16 protein-coding genes are annotated in these 23,390 nt (G+C 43.4%); 8 read left to right on the forward strand and 8 right to left on the reverse strand.

The genetic code is table 11. The features are described from left to right. Window positions 1-73 precede the first annotated feature (73 nt). Together FQ608_RS21695 and FQ608_RS21700 are read left to right on the forward strand one after the other, a co-directional pair. Entirely contained in the window at window positions 74-3,484 is a 3,411-nt protein-coding gene (locus FQ608_RS21695) for a SusC/RagA family TonB-linked outer membrane protein (RefSeq protein WP_158860591.1), read from the forward strand. 4 nt (window positions 3,485-3,488) lie between these two features. Further along, window positions 3,489-5,291 carry a RagB/SusD family nutrient uptake outer membrane protein gene (locus tag FQ608_RS21700; RefSeq protein ID WP_158860592.1) on the forward strand — a complete coding sequence of 601 codons (1,803 nt, stop codon included), beginning with the start codon at window positions 3,489-3,491 and terminating at the stop codon, window positions 5,289-5,291. A 224-nt stretch (window positions 5,292-5,515) separates the two neighbouring features. On the opposite strand, the gene FQ608_RS21705 is transcribed toward FQ608_RS21700, so the two are convergent. The 7 genes from FQ608_RS21705 to FQ608_RS21735 all read right to left on the reverse strand — a co-directional run bounded on the left by FQ608_RS21705 (window position 5,516) and on the right by FQ608_RS21735 (window position 16,231). Continuing rightward, window positions 5,516-6,622, reverse strand: coding sequence for an aldo/keto reductase (locus tag FQ608_RS21705; protein WP_158860593.1), 1,107 nt, complete (start codon window positions 6,620-6,622; stop codon window positions 5,516-5,518). 563 nt (window positions 6,623-7,185) lie between these two features. Then, entirely contained in the window at window positions 7,186-8,409 is a 1,224-nt protein-coding gene (locus tag FQ608_RS21710; RefSeq protein WP_158860594.1) for an MFS transporter, read from the reverse strand. Then, window positions 8,402-10,507, reverse strand: a complete 2,106-nt coding sequence (locus tag FQ608_RS21715; RefSeq protein WP_158860595.1) for a M28 family peptidase — start codon at window positions 10,505-10,507, stop codon at window positions 8,402-8,404. The genes FQ608_RS21710 and FQ608_RS21715 overlap by 8 nt, the downstream gene beginning before the upstream one ends. Before the next feature lie 11 nt (window positions 10,508-10,518). Beyond that, window positions 10,519-11,676 carry a C40 family peptidase gene (locus FQ608_RS21720; RefSeq protein WP_317168944.1) on the reverse strand — a complete coding sequence of 386 codons (1,158 nt, stop codon included), beginning with the start codon at window positions 11,674-11,676 and terminating at the stop codon, window positions 10,519-10,521. A gap of 166 nt (window positions 11,677-11,842) precedes the next feature. Further along, window positions 11,843-13,138, reverse strand: coding sequence for an amidohydrolase family protein (locus FQ608_RS21725; protein WP_158860597.1), 1,296 nt, complete (start codon window positions 13,136-13,138; stop codon window positions 11,843-11,845). Between the two features lie 55 nt (window positions 13,139-13,193). Further along, window positions 13,194-14,570, reverse strand: coding sequence for an amidohydrolase (locus tag FQ608_RS21730; protein ID WP_158860598.1), 1,377 nt, complete (start codon window positions 14,568-14,570; stop codon window positions 13,194-13,196). Beyond that, window positions 14,567-16,231, reverse strand: a complete 1,665-nt coding sequence (locus tag FQ608_RS21735) for an amidohydrolase family protein (protein WP_158860599.1) — start codon at window positions 16,229-16,231, stop codon at window positions 14,567-14,569. Before FQ608_RS21735 ends, FQ608_RS21730 begins: the two co-directional genes overlap by 4 nt. A gap of 257 nt (window positions 16,232-16,488) precedes the next feature. On the opposite strand from FQ608_RS21735, the gene FQ608_RS21740 reads away from it, so the two are divergent. The 6 genes from FQ608_RS21740 to FQ608_RS21765 all read left to right on the forward strand — a co-directional run bounded on the left by FQ608_RS21740 (window position 16,489) and on the right by FQ608_RS21765 (window position 22,159). Then, window positions 16,489-17,034, forward strand: a complete 546-nt coding sequence (locus FQ608_RS21740) for a class I SAM-dependent methyltransferase (protein WP_158860600.1) — start codon at window positions 16,489-16,491, stop codon at window positions 17,032-17,034. Between the two features lie 44 nt (window positions 17,035-17,078). Beyond that, window positions 17,079-18,146, forward strand: coding sequence for a PA0069 family radical SAM protein (locus FQ608_RS21745; RefSeq protein WP_158860601.1), 1,068 nt, complete (start codon window positions 17,079-17,081; stop codon window positions 18,144-18,146). Then, window positions 18,139-18,414, forward strand: a complete 276-nt coding sequence (locus FQ608_RS21750) for a DUF3253 domain-containing protein (RefSeq protein ID WP_158860602.1) — start codon at window positions 18,139-18,141, stop codon at window positions 18,412-18,414. Before FQ608_RS21745 ends, FQ608_RS21750 begins: the two co-directional genes overlap by 8 nt. After that, the gene (gene msrA / locus FQ608_RS21755) at window positions 18,386-18,955 is read left to right on the forward strand and encodes a peptide-methionine (S)-S-oxide reductase MsrA (RefSeq protein WP_158860603.1); all 570 of its coding nucleotides are present in this window, start codon (window positions 18,386-18,388) and stop codon (window positions 18,953-18,955) included. Before FQ608_RS21750 ends, msrA begins: the two co-directional genes overlap by 29 nt. 382 nt (window positions 18,956-19,337) lie before the next feature. Further along, window positions 19,338-21,011: a DUF6909 family protein gene (locus tag FQ608_RS21760; protein ID WP_158860618.1), complete on the forward strand. Its 1,674-nt coding sequence runs from the start codon at window positions 19,338-19,340 to the stop codon at window positions 21,009-21,011. Window positions 21,012-21,280: 269 nt separating this feature from the next. After that, entirely contained in the window at window positions 21,281-22,159 is an 879-nt protein-coding gene (locus tag FQ608_RS21765; protein WP_158860604.1) for a LamG domain-containing protein, read from the forward strand. A 3-nt stretch (window positions 22,160-22,162) separates the two neighbouring features. Here the strand turns inward: FQ608_RS21765 and FQ608_RS21770 are convergent, their stop codons facing one another. Beyond that, on the reverse strand, window positions 22,163-23,368 hold the full coding sequence (locus FQ608_RS21770; RefSeq protein WP_158860619.1) for a DUF6807 domain-containing protein: 1,206 nt from the start codon (window positions 23,366-23,368) through the stop codon (window positions 22,163-22,165). Between the last annotated feature and the right edge of the window lie 22 nt (window positions 23,369-23,390).

Consider the following 23,390-nt stretch of genomic DNA (forward strand, 5'->3'; position numbering starts at 1 on the left):
ATATGTTAAAAATCCCGGCGAAAAAACCCGCCAGTCCATCAAAAAAATATACCCAATCAAAAAATGTAGAGATATGAAAAATCCTATACCGTTAGCCATTCATTTGGCCAAATTGTTTACTTATGTTTTCTTAGTCCAGTTGGTGTCAGTGGGCTTGTTATTTGCTAACGACACACATGCTCAGATAAAGAACATTGAAGAAGTAATGATCAGTGTAAAGTTCCACAATACCAAAGTGGAGAGGGCATTTTCCCGGATTGAAAAGGTGTCTGGGTTCAATTTTATATACTCTGGAGAAGATTTGAAACAGCTTTCACCCATTACTATTGACGGTGATGAGACAAGAAGTTTGTATGAAATACTTCAAAACATCTCGTCACTAACAAAACTAGAGTTCCGACAGGTCAACAATAACATTCACGTCAGAGTAAAGGGGAAACCTATAGTTGAGGAAGTAGCCGTTGAAATGTCACAAGAAGCCGCAGCCTTTCCAATCACAGGGGTAGTAACCGACGAATCCGGCGAATCTCTCCCTGGTGCTACCGTAATAGTGGAAGGGACAACCATTGGGACAGTTACCGATGTTGATGGTAAATTCTCTCTCGATGTAGAGCAGGGGGCTGTTTTGGTAATATCGTTTGTTGGTTTTGAAACCCAGAAAGTCACAGTTGGTGCCGCTACTACCTTAAACGTCCGGATGATCATGGATTCAAGATCACTTGAAGAAGTAGTTGTGGTTGGATACGGTGAACAACGAAAAGTCACTTTCACCGGATCGGTGTCTTCGGTGGGAGGTGATGCTATCAGAACAGCTCCAGTCACCAATGTAAGCAATAGCTTGGTAGGTAGGCTTCCCGGTCTGAGTTCTGTAACCAGAAGTGGTGAGCCTGGAAATGATGATTCCACCATTCGGATAAGAGGGACCAACACCTTGGGTAATAACGGTGCTTTGATTGTAGTGGATGGTATACCAGGTAGGTCATTGGCCAGGATAGACCCTAATAGTGTGGAAAGCATAACGGTTTTAAAAGACGCTTCTGCCGCTATTTATGGTGCCCAAGCGGCGAATGGGGTAATATTGGTTACTACCAAAAGAGGAAAAAGCGGAAAAGCAATCATTGAAATAAACTCCAATCTTGGCTGGAACCAACCCACCGTGCTACCTGAAATGGCAAATGCGGAACAGTACCTCACCATGCTCAATGAGATAGATATGTATAGGAACAGGCCAGTGAGGTTTACGGATCAGGAAATTAGTAATTTCAGGGAAGGCACAGACCCTTGGCTTCACCCTGATACAGATTGGTTTGGAGAAGTGCTTAGGCCTTGGGCACCTCAAAGTTACCATACCGTAACAGCTTCTGGGGGAAATGAGAGTATAAATTATTTCGTCATGTTTGGTGCTAAAGGCCAAGATGGTTATTATTATAATAGTGCCACCCGATACGATCAGTATGATTTCAGAAGCAACCTGGACGGAAAAATAAATGATTATATAAAAATCGGTTTTGATGTGGCCGGCCGACAGGAGGTAAGAAATTTCCCTACCCGTTCAGCAGGCAATATTTTCAGGATGATCATGCGGGGTAAACCAAATATGCATGCTTATTGGCCTGACGGCAGTCCCGGGCCGGATATCGAGTATGGTGACAATCCATCTGTCATCACCACAGATGCCACAGGCTATGACCAGACCAATATGTACAATTTACAAAGTACGTTGCGGTTGAATATAGATGCGCCTTGGGTAAAAGGCCTTTCCTTTAATGGAAACGTAGGTTTGGATCAGACGTTTACGATGCAAAAGAGATTCGAAACGCCTTGGTTTCTATACTCTTGGGATGGAAATACACTTGGACCAGACGGAACACCTGAATTGGTCAGAGGACAAAGAGGCTTCAATGATCCCAGGTTAACTGAAAATATGGGTGCAGACAGGCAGCTGCTTGTCAACGGAATGCTTAATTACAACCGTACCTTTCAAAATGACCATTCCATGAGGTTAATGGTAGGTATGGAATCCCGGACTGGATATGGCAACACACTAAATGCATTCCGTCGATTTTTTGTTTCTACTGCGGTGGACCAAATGTTTGCGGGCGGGAATGCTGAAAGAGACAATGGTGGATCTGCCTATCAAAATGCTCGGTTTAATTATTTTGGTCGGTTCAATTATGAGTTTCAGGAAAAATACCTGGCAGAGTTTGTATGGCGGTATGACGGCTCTTACATTTTCCCACAAGGTAGCAGATTTGGGTTTTTTCCCGGAATTTCCGTCGGATGGAGGGTCTCCGAAGAAGATTTTTGGAAAGGATTCATGCCTAATGCCGACCACTTTAAAATCAGGGCCTCATATGGACAGACGGGTAATGACCGGATCGATGAGTGGCAGTACCTAGCGTCCTACGGTTTTGGAAATATCCCTTATATTTTTGGCGTTGACCAGGAGAACCAAGCACTTAGAGAACTCAGGATACCAAATCCAAACGTAACCTGGGAAGTGGCCGACCAGTATAATTTTGGCGTTGAACTGGGTTTCTTCAACAGTCGCCTTACAGTAGAAGCTGATGTTTTCTACAATTATCGCTCACAGATCCTCTGGTGGAGAAATGCTTCTATTCCAGTGTCTACGGGATTGACCCTTCCCCGAGAAAATATTGGCGAGGTATCCAACAGAGGCTACGAATTTATCACTACCTATAATGGAAACGCAGGTGATTTAACCTATCAGATTTCTGCCAACGCAGGTTATGCCCTAAACAGGGTGGAATTTTGGGATGAATCTCCCGGTGCTCCTCAATATCAACAAACTACAGGCCGACCTATCCCGACCAATCCAAATAATCCCAACCAGGATCTTTTCTATCAATCAGTTGGAATCTTCAGGGATCAGGAACAACTAGATGCAACCCCACATTGGCCGGGAGCCAGGCCTGGGGACATCATATTTGAAGATGTCAATGGTGATGGTGTGATTGATGGAAATGACAGGGTGAGAAATGAGCGAAATAACATACCCAGGTTTACCGGGGGGCTGAATATGAGCGCACAATGGAAAGGATTTGACTTGTCCATTTTATTCCAAGGAGCTACTGGAGCAGTAAGATATGTCAGTACAGAATCTGGGGAAATAGGCAATTACTTAAAAGATTTTGCCGACAACCGATGGACGCCTGAGAATAGTAATGCCAATTTTCCACGCACTTTCAACAGGACCGATGAATATTGGATGAATCAGCGAAACACATTCTGGCTCAACAGTACAGATTATGTTAGGTTAAAAAACCTGGAACTGGGTTATAATTTCCCGTCATTTATTGCCAGTAAGTTGGCACTACAGAATTTCAGGGTTTACATCAGTGGCTTTAACCTTTTCACTTACGCACCCGACCTCAGGAATTTTGATCCGGAATCTGACAGTGCTAGTGGACAAAGCTATCCCCTACAACGTGTGATCAACAGTGGTTTGACTTTAACCTTTTAAGACAATGAAAAGCAACAAAACAATATATGCGATTTTGCTTGCCTTGGCAGTATGGGTGAGTTCTTGTAGTGAAGAATTTTTGGACCGCCAGCCGTTGGACCAGTATGCGGAAGTTGCGGTCTGGAACGATGAAAATCTGATAGAGACATTCGTGAACAACATTTACTTTGCCGTTCCTCATGGATTCCATGCTTTAATGATGTCCAGCCTGGTGGATGAGTCCATGGCCGTATGGGATTGGGAAACCAGTAATGCCACCAAAAGTCTTATCAATCCAAGTTACTTGGGTGTTTGGGATGAAAATTTCTGGACAGGTAGAAGATATCAACAGATTAACTGGACAAATGGATTTAGGCAAATAAGAAACTGTAATATATTTATGGAAAAAATCGGCGATGCTGAATTTGCCGATGAAAATCTAAAAAGCAGACTTATAGGAGAGGTCCATTTTTTACGGGCATTTATCTATCACAATTTACTATCCATTTATGGAGGTGTACCTTTGATAAAAGGGGCCTATGGATTGGGAGAAGATTATGAACAGCCAAGAGCGAGCTATGCAGAGGTACTGGCATTTGTGGTAGAAGAAGCTGACAAAGCCGCCGAACTGCTACCCTTACAACAACTTGGGAGTAACATGGGCAGAGCTACCAAAGGAGCTGCATTAGCGATAAAAGCAAGGGCTTTGTTGTATGCAGCGAGTGACCTTTACCATAATCCCTCATGGGCACAGGGTTTTTCCCAACCTGAACTTATCAGTTTCACTTCCGGTGATCAGATGAGCCGATGGAGAGCCGCCAAAGATGCAGCAAGAGATGTCATGGATTTGGGATTGTATTCACTACATACCAGTGGCGAAGATCCATCTGAAAATTTCCAACAATTGTTTATATCTAAAGAAACTTCAGAAGACATTTATGTGAGGTTTTTGTTGCAAAGGGTACAGGAAAATTGGGATATTGGAGACCCTGGATTATTTAATGGACCCAATGGATATCATAACTGGGGTGGAAATACACCTATTGGGCAATTGGCAGATGATTTTGAAATGGCTGATGGTACCAAGTTTGACTGGAACAATCCCAACCATGCAGCCGATCCTTATGGTAGCCGAGACCCAAGGTTTTATGCTACTTTTCTCTATGAAGGTGCACAATGGAGACAGAGGCCTGCGAATTTGAGGGATTCCGATCCTCAAGGGATTATCCAGGTAGGTCAATGGGAAAGGTACAATGCAGCTACCAACCGGGTTGATATTGTCAATGGTTTGGATACCAGACAAGGCCCCATCGAAGATTGGAATGGTACGTACACAGGCTATTACCTCAAGAAATTCATTGATCCAAACGTCGATCATCAGTACTTTAGACAAGAAGTTCCTTGGAGAGTGATGAGATACACTGAAGTGCTTCTTAATTATGTGGAAGCATGCATAGAATTAGGTGAAGAAAGCGAGGCCAGAACTTACCTGAATATGATCAGAGAGCGGGCAGGTATGCCTCCTGTGACTGATTCTGGACAAGATCTAAAAGAAAGGTACAGAAATGAAAGAAGGGTGGAATTGGCTTATGAGGACCATCGCTATTTTGATGTGAGAAGATGGATGATTGCCCCCTCAGTTTATGGAGATGCCACAGGAGTCAGGGTAAGGTATCAGTTACTGCCGGACAATACTACTTCCCCAAATCCGACCTATACTGTTATCAACGTTCAGGAAAGGGCATGGCAGGACAGGTCTTACCTTTTGCCAATAAAACTGGATGAAATGAACAGAAACTTCTCACTGATTCAAAATCCCCTTTATTAACTACCTTAAATCCGAAAACCTCGCAGGTTTTGTTGATAATCAGCTTGTTGTCCAAATTAAATGGGTAAAGTCTGGAAGGTGTTTCTTCATTAGAATCATCTGATTACATAAAAGTACTGCGGATTCTAGGAACTATAATAATTTAACCGAAAAAGGCTGGTCATCCCGAGATAACCAGCCTTTTTTTAATAAAAAACGAACAGGGAAATCACCAACCGACTAAATTATTTCGGCCATGGTGCTTTTTCCGAAATCAGTTTTTTCTCAACCAATTCCTCCCAGAATTCCTGAGGAATTTTTACTTTCATGGATTCCACGTTTTCACGTGCCTGCTCCGGGTACCTTGTGCCTGGAATGACCGCGGATACAATGTCAGGAGCTGCCGAAAACTGTAAAGCGGCCGTTCTTAAGTCCGTGCCGTGTTTTTCGGCTAGTTCGCTCATTTTTTTCCGTTTCTCTTTGAAACCCTCCGGGATTTCTCCCCAGTAATCGTAGCGGTCAATTCCGGCAAGAAACCCGGCATTCAATGGGGCACCCACCACTATGTTCACTCCTTTATCTTCACAAGCCGGAAATAACCTCTCCAAAGCGTCTTCATGGTACATCAGCGAATACTGAGTGGCCGACAGACATACGTCGGGATCTGCGATTTTCAAGGTTTCCAAAATGGGTTCTATCCGGTTGACACCCAAGCCCCAGCCTTTAATCAATCCTTCCTCTCTCATCTTGGTCAACTCAGGCATGGCTCCTTCGGTGGCTACCTTGAAATATTCTTTCCAATTTTCCTTCATGTCTCCGTTATCGGGAGATAGATCGTGGATAAATACGATGTCTATACTATTGATACCTAGGCGTTGGAGACTGTCTTCAATCGATCGGCGTATGCCTGATGCCGTATAATCGTACTCGTAGTCAAAAGGAGAGGCATCCTTCCAAGTGTTGTACTTTGGTGGCTCCTTTGCGGCTTTTAATATCCTACCGACTTTTGTCGCAAGGATGTATTCTTCCCGCTTTTTGTTGTGGAGAAAGCGTCCAAAGCGACGCTCACTCAGGCCCAGACCATACCAGGGGGATGTGTCAAAAAACCTTACGCCGGCTTCCCAGGCTCCTTCCATTGCCTGTTGGGCCAGTTCATCCGTCGTAGGGCGGAAACCATTACCAATCGCCACACCGCCTAAACCAAAATTGGAAGGCAGATTTATGTTATTTAGTTTTGATCTTTCTTTCATATCCGTACCGTTTTCAAAAGCAAACCCCGGCAAATAGGAGGCCATACCAGTGGCCATCCCCATTTGCAGGGACTTGCTTATAAATTTTCTTCTTGAGTTCATGTGAATTATGCTTTTAACTCTACTGATTTAAAATTAAAGTATTTTTGAGTTATTGGCAAAAATAAACTGTGTCAAATAATTTTTTGGTGGCGATCCGTGTATTTAACACGCCCTGTACCCACACGGGTATTAGATTTAAAAAAGCTGCGTTTTGACATAGAAAAATTCAAATTCCAGCAAATAAAAAAAGCTATGAAACAGAATCTCATAGCTTTAGTCAATTAACAATAAACCCAAAATAACCTGCTGTAGGAGAAGGAGTCGAACCTCCACGGGGCAGTTAGGCAAAAACACGAGCTCGATGTTTGCTTTATCCTGAATTCCCCACCCCCGAGACCGGAGGGCATGTCTGCCAGTTTCATCATCCTACAGTATAAAAGACCATTTGTCTTTGTTTGATGTTTCAAAGGTAGCAGGTTGCCACCTAATTTGCAAATATTTCAATAAAAATATTTAAAAAATACATTATAATTAATAAAATTACATATATTATAGATAATTCGTAATTTTGGATTTGGATCTTCTTTTGATATTGAAAAATCCGTAATCCAGTTTTCGCCTGTTTAGGCCCGATTTTGCTTCAAATCAGGAAGTCCCCATGTGACGAGACCCAATAATGGCAGAAAAGAACATATCAGAAAGACGAATTCTATGCTTGTCCTGTCAGCAAGATTACCCAGTAAGGCAGAGCCCAGCCCACCCATTCCAAAGGCAAAACCAAAAAACAACCCAGATATCATACCGACCCTTCCCGGTAGAAGTTCTTGGGCATAAACCAAAATGGCAGAAAAGGCTGAGGCTAATACCACACCGATCACAACCGACAGACCAATCACCCAATGCAACCCTACATGTGGTAACAAAAGCGTGAAGGGAGCAGCTCCCAAGATGGAAATCCAAATGATGTATTTTCTGCCGTACTTATCACCCAAAGGGCCTCCCAAAAAGGTACCCGCCGCAATAGCCGCCAGAAACACAAACAGGTAAATCTGTGATTGGGGGATGCTTACCTGAAATTTTTCAATCAGGTAAAAGGTGAAATAGCTGGACATGGAGGCCATATAGAAGTATTTGGAAAAAATCAGCACCAATAAAATGCCAACCGATGCTTTTACTTGACGTTTGCTTAGATTTCGTGCTGTGATTGATTTCTTTGAAGATTTGATGGTAGATTCAATGGCTAGATAATTTTTGTACCAAACCCCGACCTTGATTAATGCAAAAATGGCCAACAAGGCTCCCAAGGCAAACCAACGGATATTTCCCTGCCCATAGGGCATCACAACCACTGCCACCAACAAGGGTCCGATTGCTGACCCGGCATTCCCGCCAATCTGAAAAATAGATTGTGCCAGCCCCCGTCTGCCACCGGATGCCAGGTAGGCAACTCGGGATGACTCTGGGTGAAATACGGAAGAACCCATTCCAACCAGCCCGGCGGCAAAAAGAACAATCCCATAACTTCCAGCAGATGCCAATAGGATCAGTCCTACCAATGAAAACCCCATTCCCATAGCTAAAGAAAAAGGCTGCGGATGCTTGTCTGTGAAAAGGCCTACGAAGGGTTGTAAAAGAGACGCAGTAATCTGAAAGGTCAGTGTAATCAATCCTATCTGCGTAAAAGTCAGCAGATAATTCTCTTTCAATAGGGGATATACCGCAGGCAGTACAGACTGAACGAGATCATTGAGCAGATGAGCAAAACTAATCGTAAACAGAATGGGATAAACTGTCGAATTGACTGCGGATACCGGTGCCGACGTGGCCGCTGTTTGGATTTTATTCATTGTTCAATAAGGTGGCTGCCTTCTTGATCTGGCCCGATAGGTGGTTGATAGCCGCCGCATAGGATTTATCCAATGCATTCAGGTTATCTGCGGATTTTCTTTCAATGTCGTACTGTATGGCCGGAAGTACCCAAGATGCATAGCCGCTAAATGGATCGGTAGACGCATAAAGCGACTTATACCACACTCCAAACGGCATACCTTCTTTCAGGATAAAAGCTTTTTCCCAAGTTAGCAGGGCTTGGTTAACCGCCTTTATTTGTTTTTTGGACAAGCTATTTGTGGCCAATTTTTGTTGCAGAACCTCATTCATATGGTTGCTACTACTTGATAGGTTTTCTAAGGCAACTTTTACCCGACTAAAACCTTCGAAATCAGGGGAATATTCTTTTATTTGTTTTTTTGCGGCCTCAAAGTGGGTATTTAGATCTTTGGCATAGCGGGTTACCTGATAAGGGATGATGGTGGCGTTTGCCAAGCGCAGACTAATAATACCCACCCATTGCTCGACAGTTCCCCCCATTTTAAAGGAGGGATCTGCAAATTTTTCATAGAAGTACAGGTCGTCATAGTTGGTATGGTAAAGCGTAGGACCTCCAGCGCCACCGCTGAGGGAAGGAATTCCCAAGTGCATATAGAATGCGATATGGTCAGATCCTCCTCCCAAGTTGCCCATAATCGGTTCTTCACCTGTACCCGCCCAGTTTGCGTAGATGGTCTCTTTGGAATCGGGTAGCGTTACTTCTTTCCCCGCAGCAGCCATGAGGTGTTTGAGGGTAGGGGAGGAAGAGCCTCTTACAGTCCTTCCGGATACGCCCGCATCGAAATTAAGGTAAGCAACGGCTTTTGCGGACAACTCTTCACGGAACTGTTCCACCCATTCGGTAGACCCTATTACCCCATGTTCTTCGCCATCCCAATGCGCAATTAGTATTGAGCGCTTGGGTCTATGCCCTGCCTGTGCGAGTTTTCCCAATGATTCGCTTAACGCAAGTAGCATCGCAGTTCCACTGTTGGGGTCAGTAGCTCCGAAGGACCATGCATCGTAGTGACAACCCAAAATGATCCACTCATCCGGATATTCCGACCCTTTTATGGTACCCACCACATTGTTAATGCGCACAAAATCTCTTTCCTGGGCTACCATTACACGCACCTGTAACGCTTCTCCTCCCTCGATGCGGTAGGTATAGGGCAAACCCCCTTGCCAGCCCGTTGGTACAGATTGGCCTTTCATTTCAGCAAATATTTCCTTTGCGGATCCATAAGGAATGGATGTCACGGGGATCGTTGGCAGTTGCGTTTCGGAAGGGTCCAGCCGCTTCACCTGTTTTTTACCGTCTAATGGCAATGCAGGTTCAAAAGGTGTAAGGGGATCTCCTGTAAAATCCTCCGTCATCAAGGAGCCTCTCTGTATGGAACTCTCGCTGTAGTAAATCCCCTCCGGGAATACCAGCCCTTTGGAGTAGCCACTGTCTCCCGGATCAGTATATATCAAAAGTCCGGCAGCGCCATATTGTTCGGCGAATTTGGCTTTATATCCTCGGAAATTCCCTCCATAGCGTGCTATTACGATTTTACCCTTTATAGAAACACCCAGTTCTTCCAGTTTTTCAAAATCTGCTTTGGTACCGTAATTGGCATAGACAACGCCTGCCGTCACATCTCCGGAGCCCGAGTAGGCATTCCAACCTTTCTTTAAATCAGGATGACTGGAATAGGGATTTTCTGGGAGTACATCTTCCTGCTGATTTAGCGGAAGCCGACGGGGAGTAACGATCTCCACATAGGATTCGCCGGGATCCTTAGGCAGGTAGACGTCATAGGGATACGCCTGAACATCCCATCCGGCCTCCTCCATGGTTTTTTCCAGGTAGGCCTTTACCTTTTCGTTGGCGGCACTGCCAACAACATGGGGTACTGAGCTGATGGTCTGCAAGTGAGATTTGAACCGTGAAAAGTCCGTCGCTCCCAAGAATTGCTGCTCCAAGTCCCGCTGGGGTAAAATTGAGTTTTCGCTAAAGCCAAAAGGAACGTCCTGCGCATGAACAAAGACAAATGTAAAAATTGATAATAAAGTGCAAAATACTCTTTTCATATATCAGACAGTTATTGTATTAGTCGGTCAACGCTCCAAAGATGCGCAGTTTGTTTGTTTCGTATACGTTTGGTGCGTAGATACCTGTCCAATTCATAGGCATCGTAATTTTCATCCTCGGGGTCAAAGCTGCTGATCCGGACCCTGCCACGGGAATGGATAAAGGAATTGTGTCCAATCCACATGCCGACATGTATGACCCGTTCCGGTTTGCCTTCTTCCGCGGGAACTCCAAAAAAAAGTAAATCTCCAACTTCCAAGTTTTCCCAGTTTTTGGAAACGTCAACCTCATCTCCTTCATGCACCTGCTGGGAGGCATCCCGGGGGATAATCATGCCGTTGAGAAAGTAAATGGTCTTGGTAAAACCGCTACAATCCACGCCTTTGGGAGATGTGCCACCCCAAAGATAAGGGACTCCCATCATGTCTTTGGCTGTGCGGATAAGGTTGTCATCTGAAAGCTCCCTACTTGCAAGCCATTCTCCGAATGGCAAGACCTCGTCTTTAGAAACGTATCCCTTGCGCCCATCAGGTATTAACACACCAAAGTGCGAAGCAGTCTCTTCCAATTTTACCAGAATATTTCCAGCAGTTAGGTCGCTGATCATTTGACCCGAGGAAGGACTATCATAGATGGCTCCAATCATCTCTGTACTTACCAATTTTTCGGCAGCGGTCCATTCTCCCATGGTGCTTTCGTTTTTAAGGGCAATTCCGGCTGCATCTACCCAAGAGATGTAGCCCTCAGGAGTCTGGACAAGATACCAACTGCCTTCTTTTTTTAGCACGTTAAGCGGGGTTCCCATCAATGCCTGTGTGGCCAACTCGGCTGAGTGCTTCGGTTCCGAGCGGATATTTGCTACAGAAAGGGTGACTAGTGCGTGTATATTTCCTGCCAATTCAGCTGCCGGCAATAGCTGAATACTATCCGTATAATCAATTCCACGATCACTAAGCTTTGTAATTAATTCCCTATGGGCTTCCGGAAGGTTTGTTTCACCGATTAATACTCCATCAACCCAACTAATATCCCACATAGCGACTCTTTTATCAGGGGCATGGGCGGCTTTGAGGTCGCTTATGATAGCATTTACGCTATCATCCGTGGTATCACCCTGACACCCAAAAGAAAAAACCATTACCCCGACACACAGGATACGAGTAAACATATTTTTCATTAAGAAAATGCGTTAGAATTTAAGCGGTTACTTTGGGTAGGTAAACCTGGAAAAGATTCAAAGAATTAATTTTCCGTCAATTAACAAATATACACCCCTTTATTAAAAAGGCAAGGGCGTAAACCCATCGAGTTTTTAAGCCAAAAACTTTATCCGCTTATTGCTCCAATCCAGGACTTCTTTCATTAAACTCTTGATAAAGCCTAATCTGACGGTTGGTCATCGGTATTTTGTATCCCTTGATAAACAAATGGCTGATTTGACTCCGGGGTTCAAAAGGATCTCCATCGGAAATGAAAAGATTGGCAAATTTCCCCTCTTCTAGGGAACCTACCTGATCTGCTATTCCAAACATTTCGGCAGGGTGGATGGTGACAGCCTTTAACGCTTCTTCTATACCCATTCCGTATGCTGCGGCAAATCCGGCATGAAAAGGAAGATTTCGGACATTTTCAGCGTCATTGGTACGCAGAGCTACTTTTACGCCTGCTTTAGCCAATAAACCGGGATTAGTATAGGCGGCATCATATCGGTCAGATTGTCTGGTGGGTATGGTCAGAACTGGCCCGGTAATAACGGATAGCCCGGATGAGGCAATTTCCTCCGCAATCCTCCATCCTTCAGACACACCTGAAAGTATAGCTGTTACATTTTTATCTTGTACCCATTTAATCGCTCTCCGGATGTCTACAGCAGCATTGACTTCGATTAATAGGGTGATTTCCCCTGCAATAACCTTGGACAAATGCTCCATCTCCGGGTAATAGTCAAGCGTGGCACCGGCAGATTTAAGCCGTTGATAGGTCACTGCCCTTTCCCAAATATCATCCAACTTTTGTTGAGCTTCCTCGGCTTCTTTCTGAACCTTCTCGTCCGTTCTGTTATCTAAGGTGCTGGTTCTCGCACTACTGGGGAAATTCAGCAAAATTGCCTTGAAGCCTCCGTACATTTGATCAGGCGTGTATCCGTTCAGGTGAATAAGTGCGGCTGTGCCGGGAAACAATCCCCCCGATGGCAAAGCGATACTGCTTGTCACGCCATTTACCCGAGTTACAGGTATTGCAACGGAGTTTGGGTTAACTGCTGTCAATGCTTGCATGTTTGGCGTAACATTTCCGATCTCCATAAAATCCTGTGTTTCTGCCACAGAACTGACCTCTACCAGTCCCAATCTATTTCCGGAATCGATAAAACCGGGGTATACAAACTTTTCCGTGCAGTCTATTATTTGAGCATCAATTGAAGCTAGGTTTTTACCTATACGCTGTATCAATCCATCCACAATCAATAGGTCTGTATTTTCCTTCATCCCCTGGGTAACCGTTACCAGCGTGGCATTTTGGAGCAAAAATGTTCCCGTTTCAGGTTTCAAAAATTCCCCATCCTCCTGGGCTTGGCAGAAAATTGTAAACCCCAAAAAAAGAACTAGTAATTTATATTTTAAGGCTTCCATGTCGAATTGTTTACTTTTCGTCCCTGTCCAGCTACTGGGCAAAGATCGACAAGAGTTAATGTCTGTGTTCAAATAAATTTCTGCCAAAATTGGTAAAATAAAAATCTACATTCTGCATGCAGTTGTGATCGTGTTCTTTAAGAAATATGGGCTCGATCAGTTCTGAAGGATTTATTTTTAACCGTTGGTCGGCTTCGTCACTCGCTCTGTCAAAGTATTTGATTCCGTCAACAAATGTCATTTGCGGAATGGCATATATGGATAGTGGGTGATGGTCGAATACTACCAAATCCGCCTGTTTACCCACTTCGATGGATCCTACGTAGGGGTCAATGCCCAATTGTTTGGCCGGATTGATAGTAATCAAAGCCAATGCTTCCTCGTCCGATAGTCCCCCGTATCGCTGGGATTTGGCTGCCTCGTGATATAGGTGGCGGATTACTTCCCCCGAATCTGAGTTGATCGAGGTTAAAACGCCATTTTTGGTCAATACGGCGGCATTATAAGCTGTAGAGTAATAAACCTCAAATTTATATGCCCACCAATCGGAGAATATGGAAGCTCCCATTGTATGTGCGGCAAGTTCAGGTGCTACTTTAAACCCCTCGTTGACGTGTGAAAAGACAATCTTGTCTATGCCATATTCCCTGCAAACTTGGATAAGCATGTAAATTTCATCTGCCCTGTAGGAGTGGCAGTGGATAATTATCTCACCTGCCAGAATATCCTTTAAGGTTTCCAGTCGAAGGCTAAAGGCAGGTGGTACGGCGGTACTGTTTTTCTGAGACTTGGCCTTTTCATATTCTTCCCATACTCTTTTGTACTGAAGTGCCTCTTCGAAGCCATTTCGAATGACAGCTTCCACACCCATCCGTGATCTGGGTTGCATATTTTTGCCTCGCCCATGAACCCTGGTAGGATTTTCGCCGAGAGCAAATTTGATAGTTCTGGGTGCTTCTGTCATTCGGAGTGCCAAGGGATCGGAGTTGCCATACCGTAGCTTCAACGTGACATTTTGGCCCCCAATGGCGTTTGCTGATCCGTGCATAGCGTGGGTTACCGTGACCCCTCCCGCTAGGGCTCGATAGATAGCCACATCGAAAGGGTCAATAACATCACCCATCCAAACCTCTGCTGTTATGGGACTGGTGGATTCGTTAATCGCTTCCAAGGCAATATGGGAATGTGCATCAATAATTCCCGGCATTATATATTTATCGGATGCGTCAACAACGGAAATATTAGCAGGTACTTTCAGATCGGGGCCAAGTTCTTTTATCTTTCCATTTTCTACCCAAATATCGGTGTGTGAAAGGGTGCCATTTGTGATGGTCAAAACCGTTCCATTTTTAATGACAAAGTCATTGGATTTGGTTTGGGCCATACCGAATAAAGGCACTACAAGCAAAAGAAAGTTTAGAAGATACTTCATTGTTTGGGTTTGGCAGTTTTTGTGGCGTTGAAAGGAAAGCTTTCGTAATCTCCAATGCGCATTGTTCCTGTTATGGAATTGTCCGAAACATCTCCCTCAACAGCAATAGTCAAGTCTTCACTGGCGGTTTTCACAACAAAAGTAAAAGCAATACGATTTGAAGATACTTTCAAATCATTAAGTGAAGAGGATATTTTACCTTTTCCCTGAGGATCATCATAGGAGATACTTCCTGTTGTCGTGCCTGATTGGTAGCTGATTTCAAAAAAACCAGTAGCTGATCCAGATGCGGTTTCTGTATCATATTCCCAGTAAGAACCTTCTTCTTTTCCATTTTTGGAGGGTTTCTTAAGCGGATATTCGAACACATAACCATTGGCAATTACATATTTAACTTGTGAGTCATCGTTAAATAACGTGTCAGTTGTCAAAATGATATTGGCCATTTTACCGGGAGCTATTTCTCCCGTTATATTTTCTATGCCCAGCATTTTAGCAGGGTTTACGGTAAGCGCTGCCAAGGCGGCCTCATTCGATAATCCGTTTTTGAGCATCAACCGGATGTTATCGTAAAATTTATCTTTACCCAAATGCTTGGCCGTAAAGGCAAAGGGAATACCAGCTTTTTCATACTCTCCCGCCACCTTAAGTTTATCTATGTAGGCACTATTGATTTCTTCTATCTGCTCAGTTCTTTCTGTTTGTTGGACATCATCAGCAAATTCCTGATTGTTTTCATCAGGAAGGTTAAGCGACAAGACCACACCCGCTCCGGATTCTTTGATAGTTGTTATCAATTGACCCCCTTCATTAATGCCTGATAAAATCAGGGAAACTCCCTGTTCGCGTTGAATGGTAATTGCTCTTCTTGCGTCCAAGTCGGAGTTGATTTCAAAGAACAACGTCTTGTTTTTTTCAACTACCGGAATGAGGGATTGCAATACAATATTGGAATCGGGAATTTTAATTCCTTGATTTGACGCGAAAATAACCTGATGGCGTGACTGTAAACGGGCATTTTCGAAGAGGTCTCTGAATTTGGCCATAACTCCCAAGTTGGTAGCGGGGTACATACCTCCAATAGTGCTAAACTTGGCGTAGCGTGCCACATCTTTTCGTATTATCGTGTTGGATTCTGGTGGACCATATACGACCAATCCGGTAGTTCCTGGCAGCATGCCCTGTCCCATCGGAACCTTATGGGCTACGGTGAAGCCGTTTTTTCTCCAATCAGCAATTTGGCTGTGCGATGGATTATAGAGGTCTAACACGTCAATGTGTGGATGAATGCCAGCTTGTATATCTGGAGGATTTGATGGGTCAAAATCAGCCTCTTTGTCTGGTATCGACAATGCTCTGACCCCTGATTTGTTAGCCATGTCTATGAATCCAGGATATGCAAACAGGGAATCTCCAGGAATCTGAAAGGCTTCAGCAGAGCTGGGTAATTTTCCTCCAACAGAAAGAATCTGCCCATCCTTGATCAGGATGTTTTGTTTTTGAATTATCTTGCCAGGCAAAGGGATAAGCGTAACGTTCGTTATTAGGTAGCTATCTGTAATTCTTTTTTGCCCGCTAGGATCACTTTGAGCATGGGCGAGGTTTACCGATATCAAACAAATAAAAAAGGATATGATATAACTATAGTTGAACTTGGACATATTTCAATGGAAATGTAATTCAAAATAAAGCCAATACGTTGATAAAAAAAAGTGCTTAAATATTAATTATCCTACTAAGCGGAAGAATGGCAAATTAACTACATGGATGTAAATACAATACACAGGTTGTACCCTGAATTGAATGAAGTGAATTATTTCTTATTGGCTTACGGCTCGACTATTTAATCGGTTCAAATGCCACGTTTCGAAATTTTTATAAAAAAATATTTATATTTGCAGGAAATTTTATAAAACAGATGGGTAAAGGATCACTCTTCAAGGAGCTATTTGTAAATATCAAAACTACAGGGGCAATCACTTTTAGCTCTAGACCGCTAGTTAATAAAATGTTATCATTTGCCGATTTTAAGGAAGCCAAAATTCTCGTCGAATTGGGAGGAGGAGACGGCAGCATCACCAGAGGTATCGTTGCAAGGATGGATAAAAGTGCCGAGCTTTTGGTTTTTGAGACAAGTAGAGTTTTTTGTGACAGCCTTGAAAGGGAATTCCCCCAAGAAAACGTAAAAATCATATGTGATTCTGCCGAACATTTGGACAAATACCTAGAAGGGAGACATGCGGATTTGATTTTTTCCTCTCTGCCCCTGAGTTTGATTCCGAAAGAAGCCCGTAATGAGATCTACCGGAAAAGCAGTCAATGCCTTCAACCCAAGGGTCTTTTGATACAAATATGCTATTCCTATTTATTGAAATTCCAGTATGCGCCATTTTTTAAACATATCAAAACTACCTTTACCCTTAAGAATTTTCCCCCAACCCTAATCATGATTTGCCGCCCTTGATTGGACGCTGAGGAAATTCGCATCATTTTTGTTACCTTGTGATAATGGGCGATGACTTATTAAAAGGCAGGGGTGCAAGGATTAGACCGAAAAACAGTTTTTCATCAACTGATCAAGTAACAGAATTCATAGAGGGAATAGATGAGCCGCTTCTTACCTCCAAGCCTACCACGGTATTTATTCCTACACAGGTCAGGCAGGCAATTAGTAAAAATGACAGTCCCGACCTTCCGCTTGATTATTCGGTAAATCCCTATCAGGGTTGTGAACACGGATGCATTTATTGCTACGCCAGAAATAGCCATCAGTATTGGGGATATGACGCAGGGCTGGGTTTCGAAACACAGGTTTTGGTAAAAAAAGACATTGTCCATCAACTCCAAAATGCATTTGACAAAAACGGATATGTGCCGAAGGCATTGATGCTTTCAGGCAATACCGACTGCTATCAACCTGCTGAAAGGACGTTTAAATTGACAAAGGGTATTTTGGAACTTTGCCTTAATGCCCGGCACCCTGTTTCAGTAATAACCAAAAACACTTTGATTTTCAGAGATATCGATATACTTCGCCAACTTGCAGAAAAGAGTCTGGTACATGTTTATTTTTCTATTAATCATCTTGATGTTTCATTAAAATCAATTTTGGAGCCTAGGACAGCTACGGCGGAAAAAAAAATGAACCTAATCCGGCAATTTTCGGAAGCTGGTATCCCTTGTGGTGTGATGATTGCTCCGATTATTCCCAGTATTAATTCCGAAGCTATTTCTTCTATTATGCGGTTGGCGGGAGAGGCTGGAGCTCGTAAAGCAGGTTACACTATCGTACGGCTAAACGGTCAGGTTAAAGATATTTTCCGGAACTGGCTTCAAACACACTATCCTGATAGAGAGACCAAAGTCATGCATCAGATAGCGGCCTGCCATGGTGGTCAGGAGAATGATACGGAATGGGGTAGACGTATCAAAGGCGGTGGTCCAATTGCCGATGCGATAAGGCAGGTTTTTCATATGGCCGAAAAAAAATATTTGTCAGGACGGGCTATGCCTGAGTACGACTATTCCAGTTTTAGGTCAAAAGGCCAATTAAATCTTTTCGGGAAAGATGGTTGATCCGTTGGAACAGGCTATATTTGAATTGATTCGTCAAAGAAAACCGAAATCTTTCTGTCCTTCGGAAGTAGTCCGATGGATTTATCCCGAAGACTGGAGGCATTTTATGCCTGATGTCCAAAAAACAATGATGGATCTTTATCGGAAAAGAAAAATTTCAATTACGCAAAAAGGAATACCCGTAGACCCAAACTTTTTACCCAAGGGGCCTGTTAGGATACAATCCAACGATATAAAAGATGACGCAATTACCGAAAACAATGATTAATATACCTGAAGGAAAAGAGGTTGCCACGTTAGGAGGAGGGTGCTTCTGGTGTACGGAAGCGGTATTCCAAAAGCTAAATGGGGTTGAAAGGGTTCAGTCTGGATTTTCTGGAGGGCATATTGAAGCCCCTTCTTACAAGGATGTTGTGAATGGCACCACAGGACATGCAGAAGTAATCCATATTCTTTTTGATCCGGCGGCAATTTCCTATGAGGAACTGTTAGAAATCTTTTTTGAAACTCATGATCCTACCACTTTAAATAGACAGGGAGCCGATGTTGGTCCCCAATACCGGTCTGCCATTTTTTATCACAATGAGTCTCAAAAAAATATGGCGGTGGAAAAAGTGGCTGAATTGGAGCAAAGTAACAATTATGAACAGCCGATAGTGACTGAGATAACTGAATTTTCGAATTTTTATGAAGCTGAAGATTACCACACGAATTATTTTGAACTGAACGGCACTCAGCCCTATTGTCAGTTTGTCATCCGTCCAAAAGTAGATAAATTCAAAAAGCACTTTCGAGATAAACTGAAATAGACGTTATAGTGGGTTGTTTAATTCTCTCTGATTGATTTAAAACGATGTGACCTCCTATGGACTTTTTGGTAAATCAAACAGCACCTGATAGCCAAACGGTATTTGAAACTACATAGAAACATAGTTCACATAGGGTTTTTCTTCTTGATTTTAATGAATATCAGTATTTGTTAGGTATAGGTATTACTTGAGATCTAATACCGAAGAGATGATGGATTCCAGAAATCTATTTACCGTATTGGAACATGCTTTTTCCCTTCAGTTCGATAAAAGTCCCCAAGTGTTGAGTGAAATAGATTTGCTCGAAGGTATCGGACGACCTTTATCGTCGGTTTTACTCCATTATTTTGTACCTTTCGGTCATTTAATTATAAGATTAGATATGAAAAGAACCAAGGCGCAACAATCCAGAGCCGCTATTGAGCGGCTGTACATTACCATGAGGCATTTGTTCACCAGGGGATCTTACAAGCCCACTGGGATTTCCGGGGAATCACTTATTGATTCTCTTTTGATTTTAAGTCCGGAGATATATGGTTTTGTCACCGAAAATGAAAAAATTGAACTGGATGGCTTGTTGTATGTCATGGAGCGTCTACCGAGAGGGATAGAGGAATGTCGTTACATCCGGCTTATAAGTAGGGAGGGCTATGAAAATTCCGGGTTTTCCCCAATCATACCTGCTAAGCGGAAAAGAAATTGTTACCGGGTAGATGAGGATCAGATGTATGTGGAAATGACAAGGGGAAAAAGCGACATCTATGATATTTTGACCCACCTGACGTTTTTGTTTATAGAATCAACAAAAATTGCCAGAAACAGCTTGGAGCAAAAATCCGGCACAAATCTCAATTGGGATATGTTGGAGCAGATAGTCGCAAAGGAGGAGCGGGATGAGGAATTTAACAAGGAGGCTGCCTGCTCTTATTTAAGTCATATTACTGGAAGGACTTACGAAGAAACCCGCAGAGCGGTGGAAAAATTCGAAACTTCCAACCATACCAACAGCCTATTCTCCATAGTCTATCACCTTGGGCGTTTGTCGATACTGGAAATGCGGGAAGACAGAGACAGGCAAATTTCATTTTCAGCGACACTTCGGGAACGGGTTGGACACCACGTCTACGGGGAATTGTGGGCAAACCGCATCAAGACCGTATTACAGGAGGAGGACCTTCTTGAGCGTCCTATTCATGTGATTAGTGCCAATTTACACAGCGTGATGAATACCATCTACGGACATCAGGCACTTGGACTAAACACCTATGAAGCTATTGAAAAAGAAGTCATGGAAATTAGCTTACAGTCCAAGTCAAACAAATCAAGGGAAATTGAGGCATATGCTAACCATAATGGCATGATACATTTGCCGGACACCTCCGGTACTAATATCGGTGTGCAAATTATCGATACCAACAAAATGAGTCGCGGAACCCTAATTCCTGGAGTACCAATACCAAAGGAGAATAAGAAAAAGCCGGTCATCGTCGTCATGGATTATGCGTTTGGGGAGCAGGCGTATGAATGTTTTGACGAATTGTTAAAGCCCTTCGAAGTGGATGACAAGAAAATACCCTTGGACGTAATATCTGCCTCCATCATGGGTAAGGCGGGGATTCTTAAGGGAAACAAAGGGGATATTATGATCCCCAGCAGTCATGTTTTCGAGGGCACAGCGGATAATTATCCTTTCAAAAACGAACTTAAAAAAGAGGATTTTGAGGGATTTGGACTGGGAGTTTTTGAGGGACCCATGATTACCGTCTTGGGGACTTCCCTTCAAAACAGGGATGTGTTGCAGTATTTTATGGAATCTTCCTGGAAGGCTATTGGACTTGAAATGGAGGGAGCACATTATCAAAAGGCCATACAGTCATCCAGCAAAATCCGGAACAGTATCCGGAAAACTGTCAAAGTAGTCTATGCCTATTATGCCTCCGACAACCCGCTGGAAACAGGAGGAACGCTTGCCTCCGGAGCCTTGGGGATGGATGGGGTTCGACCGACATATTTGATTACTTACAAAATATTGGAGAAGATTGGGGTTTTTAATTGATATTTATTCTATTGGATATTGAATGAAATAAAGTTGAAATACAGTAGAAATATGGCCTACGGCCGAAATATAGATTGCGGACGAAATCGGTTTGATATTAGTGGATATTAGATATTGATAAATTTTTTTAATGAAATAAAGTTGAAATACAGTAGAAATATGGCCTACGGCCGATATACTGAAGAATAGAAACGTAATGGGGAGTAGTGCGGTTAATGGGAAAAATATTATTTTTACGAATAGTCAATAACCTACAACTTTCCTCCCTCATGAAGCACCTCATATCCTTATTACTGATAACCTACTTTTTCCTGTCTGCCTGCCAGACATCCCAAGAGTCGGAAAAGATTTCGAAAATTACATCCATTGACGGATTAATTGCTCTTTGGGATTTTTCTGAAAATCCGGGGGAACCCAGAATGGCAAGGGGAGTGGGGGAGTTTCCACTTAGGGAAATGAAGGGCCCGGTGGAAAGGATCGCTGAAGGACCGCTATCCGGTTTTTCAGCTTCGATGAAGGATTCAGCTTACTTCTCTATCCCATATACAGAAACTGGACGCCTCAATATTCACGGTAAAAATCAAGGCGTTACTGTACTGGGTTGGGTAAATTGGGAAGGTAAAACTGGTTTTGTAGGAGGAATGTGGAACGAATACACCGATGGCGGCAAGCGTCAATACGGCCTTTTCGTCCATCTACCGCATTACAATGGAGCCGAACAGGTTTGTGGCCATATTTCCTGGACCGGAAAACCTACACCTCCTTTCCCCTACAGCTCCGACTACTCAGCAAGCAAGGAGACTCTGACCAAAGGCTCTTGGCACTTTGTAGCCTTTACCTATGAAGGAACCGAAATCCGGTCTTACCTGGACGGAAAATTTGAGGCCCGTGAACCGGAATTGATTCGCAATACTGCCGGATTTGATGGACTTCCGGATGGTGTTATAGAATCGAAAAACCCCTACTATTTTCCTGACGGTATGGGAGACAATGGCTCGGATTTTACCGTGGGCGCTGTGGTGCTTAGCCGTGGACTTGGAAATTTTTTCGAAGGCAAAATTGGGGGCTTAGCCGTGTTTGACAGGGCGCTGAGTGGGGAGGAAATTTTGGAAATCCACCAACTAACCATGACACCCCGACCATATTAATTGCTATTTTTTGGGTAAAACAGTTACCTGAACCGGATCGGTTAGGTCAGCTTGAATACTGGACAAAACGTTCGCATCCGGCTCTCCCTGATGTGCGTAATAGCGTACCTTGTTGTAGAATTTCTCCCCAGGTGCAATATAAAACTCCCCTTCAAACATAGGCGAATACACCCAATATGGCATGGTGGGATGCACCCGTACAATCTGTGGATACCTGAAATTGTCCGGAAACCCGAATACGGTGACCCCTGCGTTTTCACCTTCTACCAATCCATGGGCACTGACCCAACTTGCTTTGGTATGGTTGGCATCAGCGTTTGTTTTGCCTTCGCTTGTCTGAATTTTCCAGTCGTTTGTATAATTAACACTGTCCACTATATTCCATTCCTTACTACCCCGAATCCCCATGCCACCATAGTGATATTCGACGATATAGAGAGTGTCTTGACTAGTGTTTAATTGTTCTGAATATAGGTCAAACATAAAGTAGTCTTCCGTTGGATATACTTTGATTTCCCATTCTTCCTCCAGAACTTCACCATGCTTCAAGCTGATATGGCTCAACTTGGTTCGCAAGGTTGCGGTAAGAGTACCTTGGTCTGTTTCAAGTATATCCACATGCTCCACGGTTCCCGTACCCTGATGCTGGTTCCAGAAATCAACTTTTTCTCCTTTATACATTGTATTTACCCAAGCGTTGAATATCGCGTGCTGATGTACGTGACCCGTAGGAAAATCATCTGTCAAAATCTGTCCGCCAGGACTATAGAGGGGATGAATCATGCCGCTACGCTTATAATAATCCGGCAATCCTTCCGCCGGGTAGGCCGTTTCGGCTTGATAGAAGAAAATAGGTTTTGATCCATAACTCACTTCTACTCCCTGATCGGTTTTATTAAGTTTGATGCCTTTTTCAACCTCAATAGCTCCGATTCTCAATTCAAAAACATTTGTTCCTTCTGATAAACTGGGGAGTAGGGCAAATAGCGACCCATCGGGTTGAATTTCCAAGGGACTTTTTTCACCAGTGGCTTTATCCAGCAGGTGATAGGCCAAGCCAATATCCAATTCTTTATCTATATTGAAAGAAATAGGCGTTTGCAGCCGGTTTTGCTTAGTCACAACTATTTCCAATTGAGCGATTGGATCTGAAGTGCAGGAAGCCAAAGAAAGACAAAAAAGAAAGCAGAGATAGCCGAAATTACGCATGGTCATTGGGTGGTGTTTGTAA

Source organism: Lunatibacter salilacus, from assembly GCF_009797935.1.
Classification (GTDB): domain Bacteria; phylum Bacteroidota; class Bacteroidia; order Cytophagales; family Cyclobacteriaceae; genus Lunatibacter; species Lunatibacter salilacus.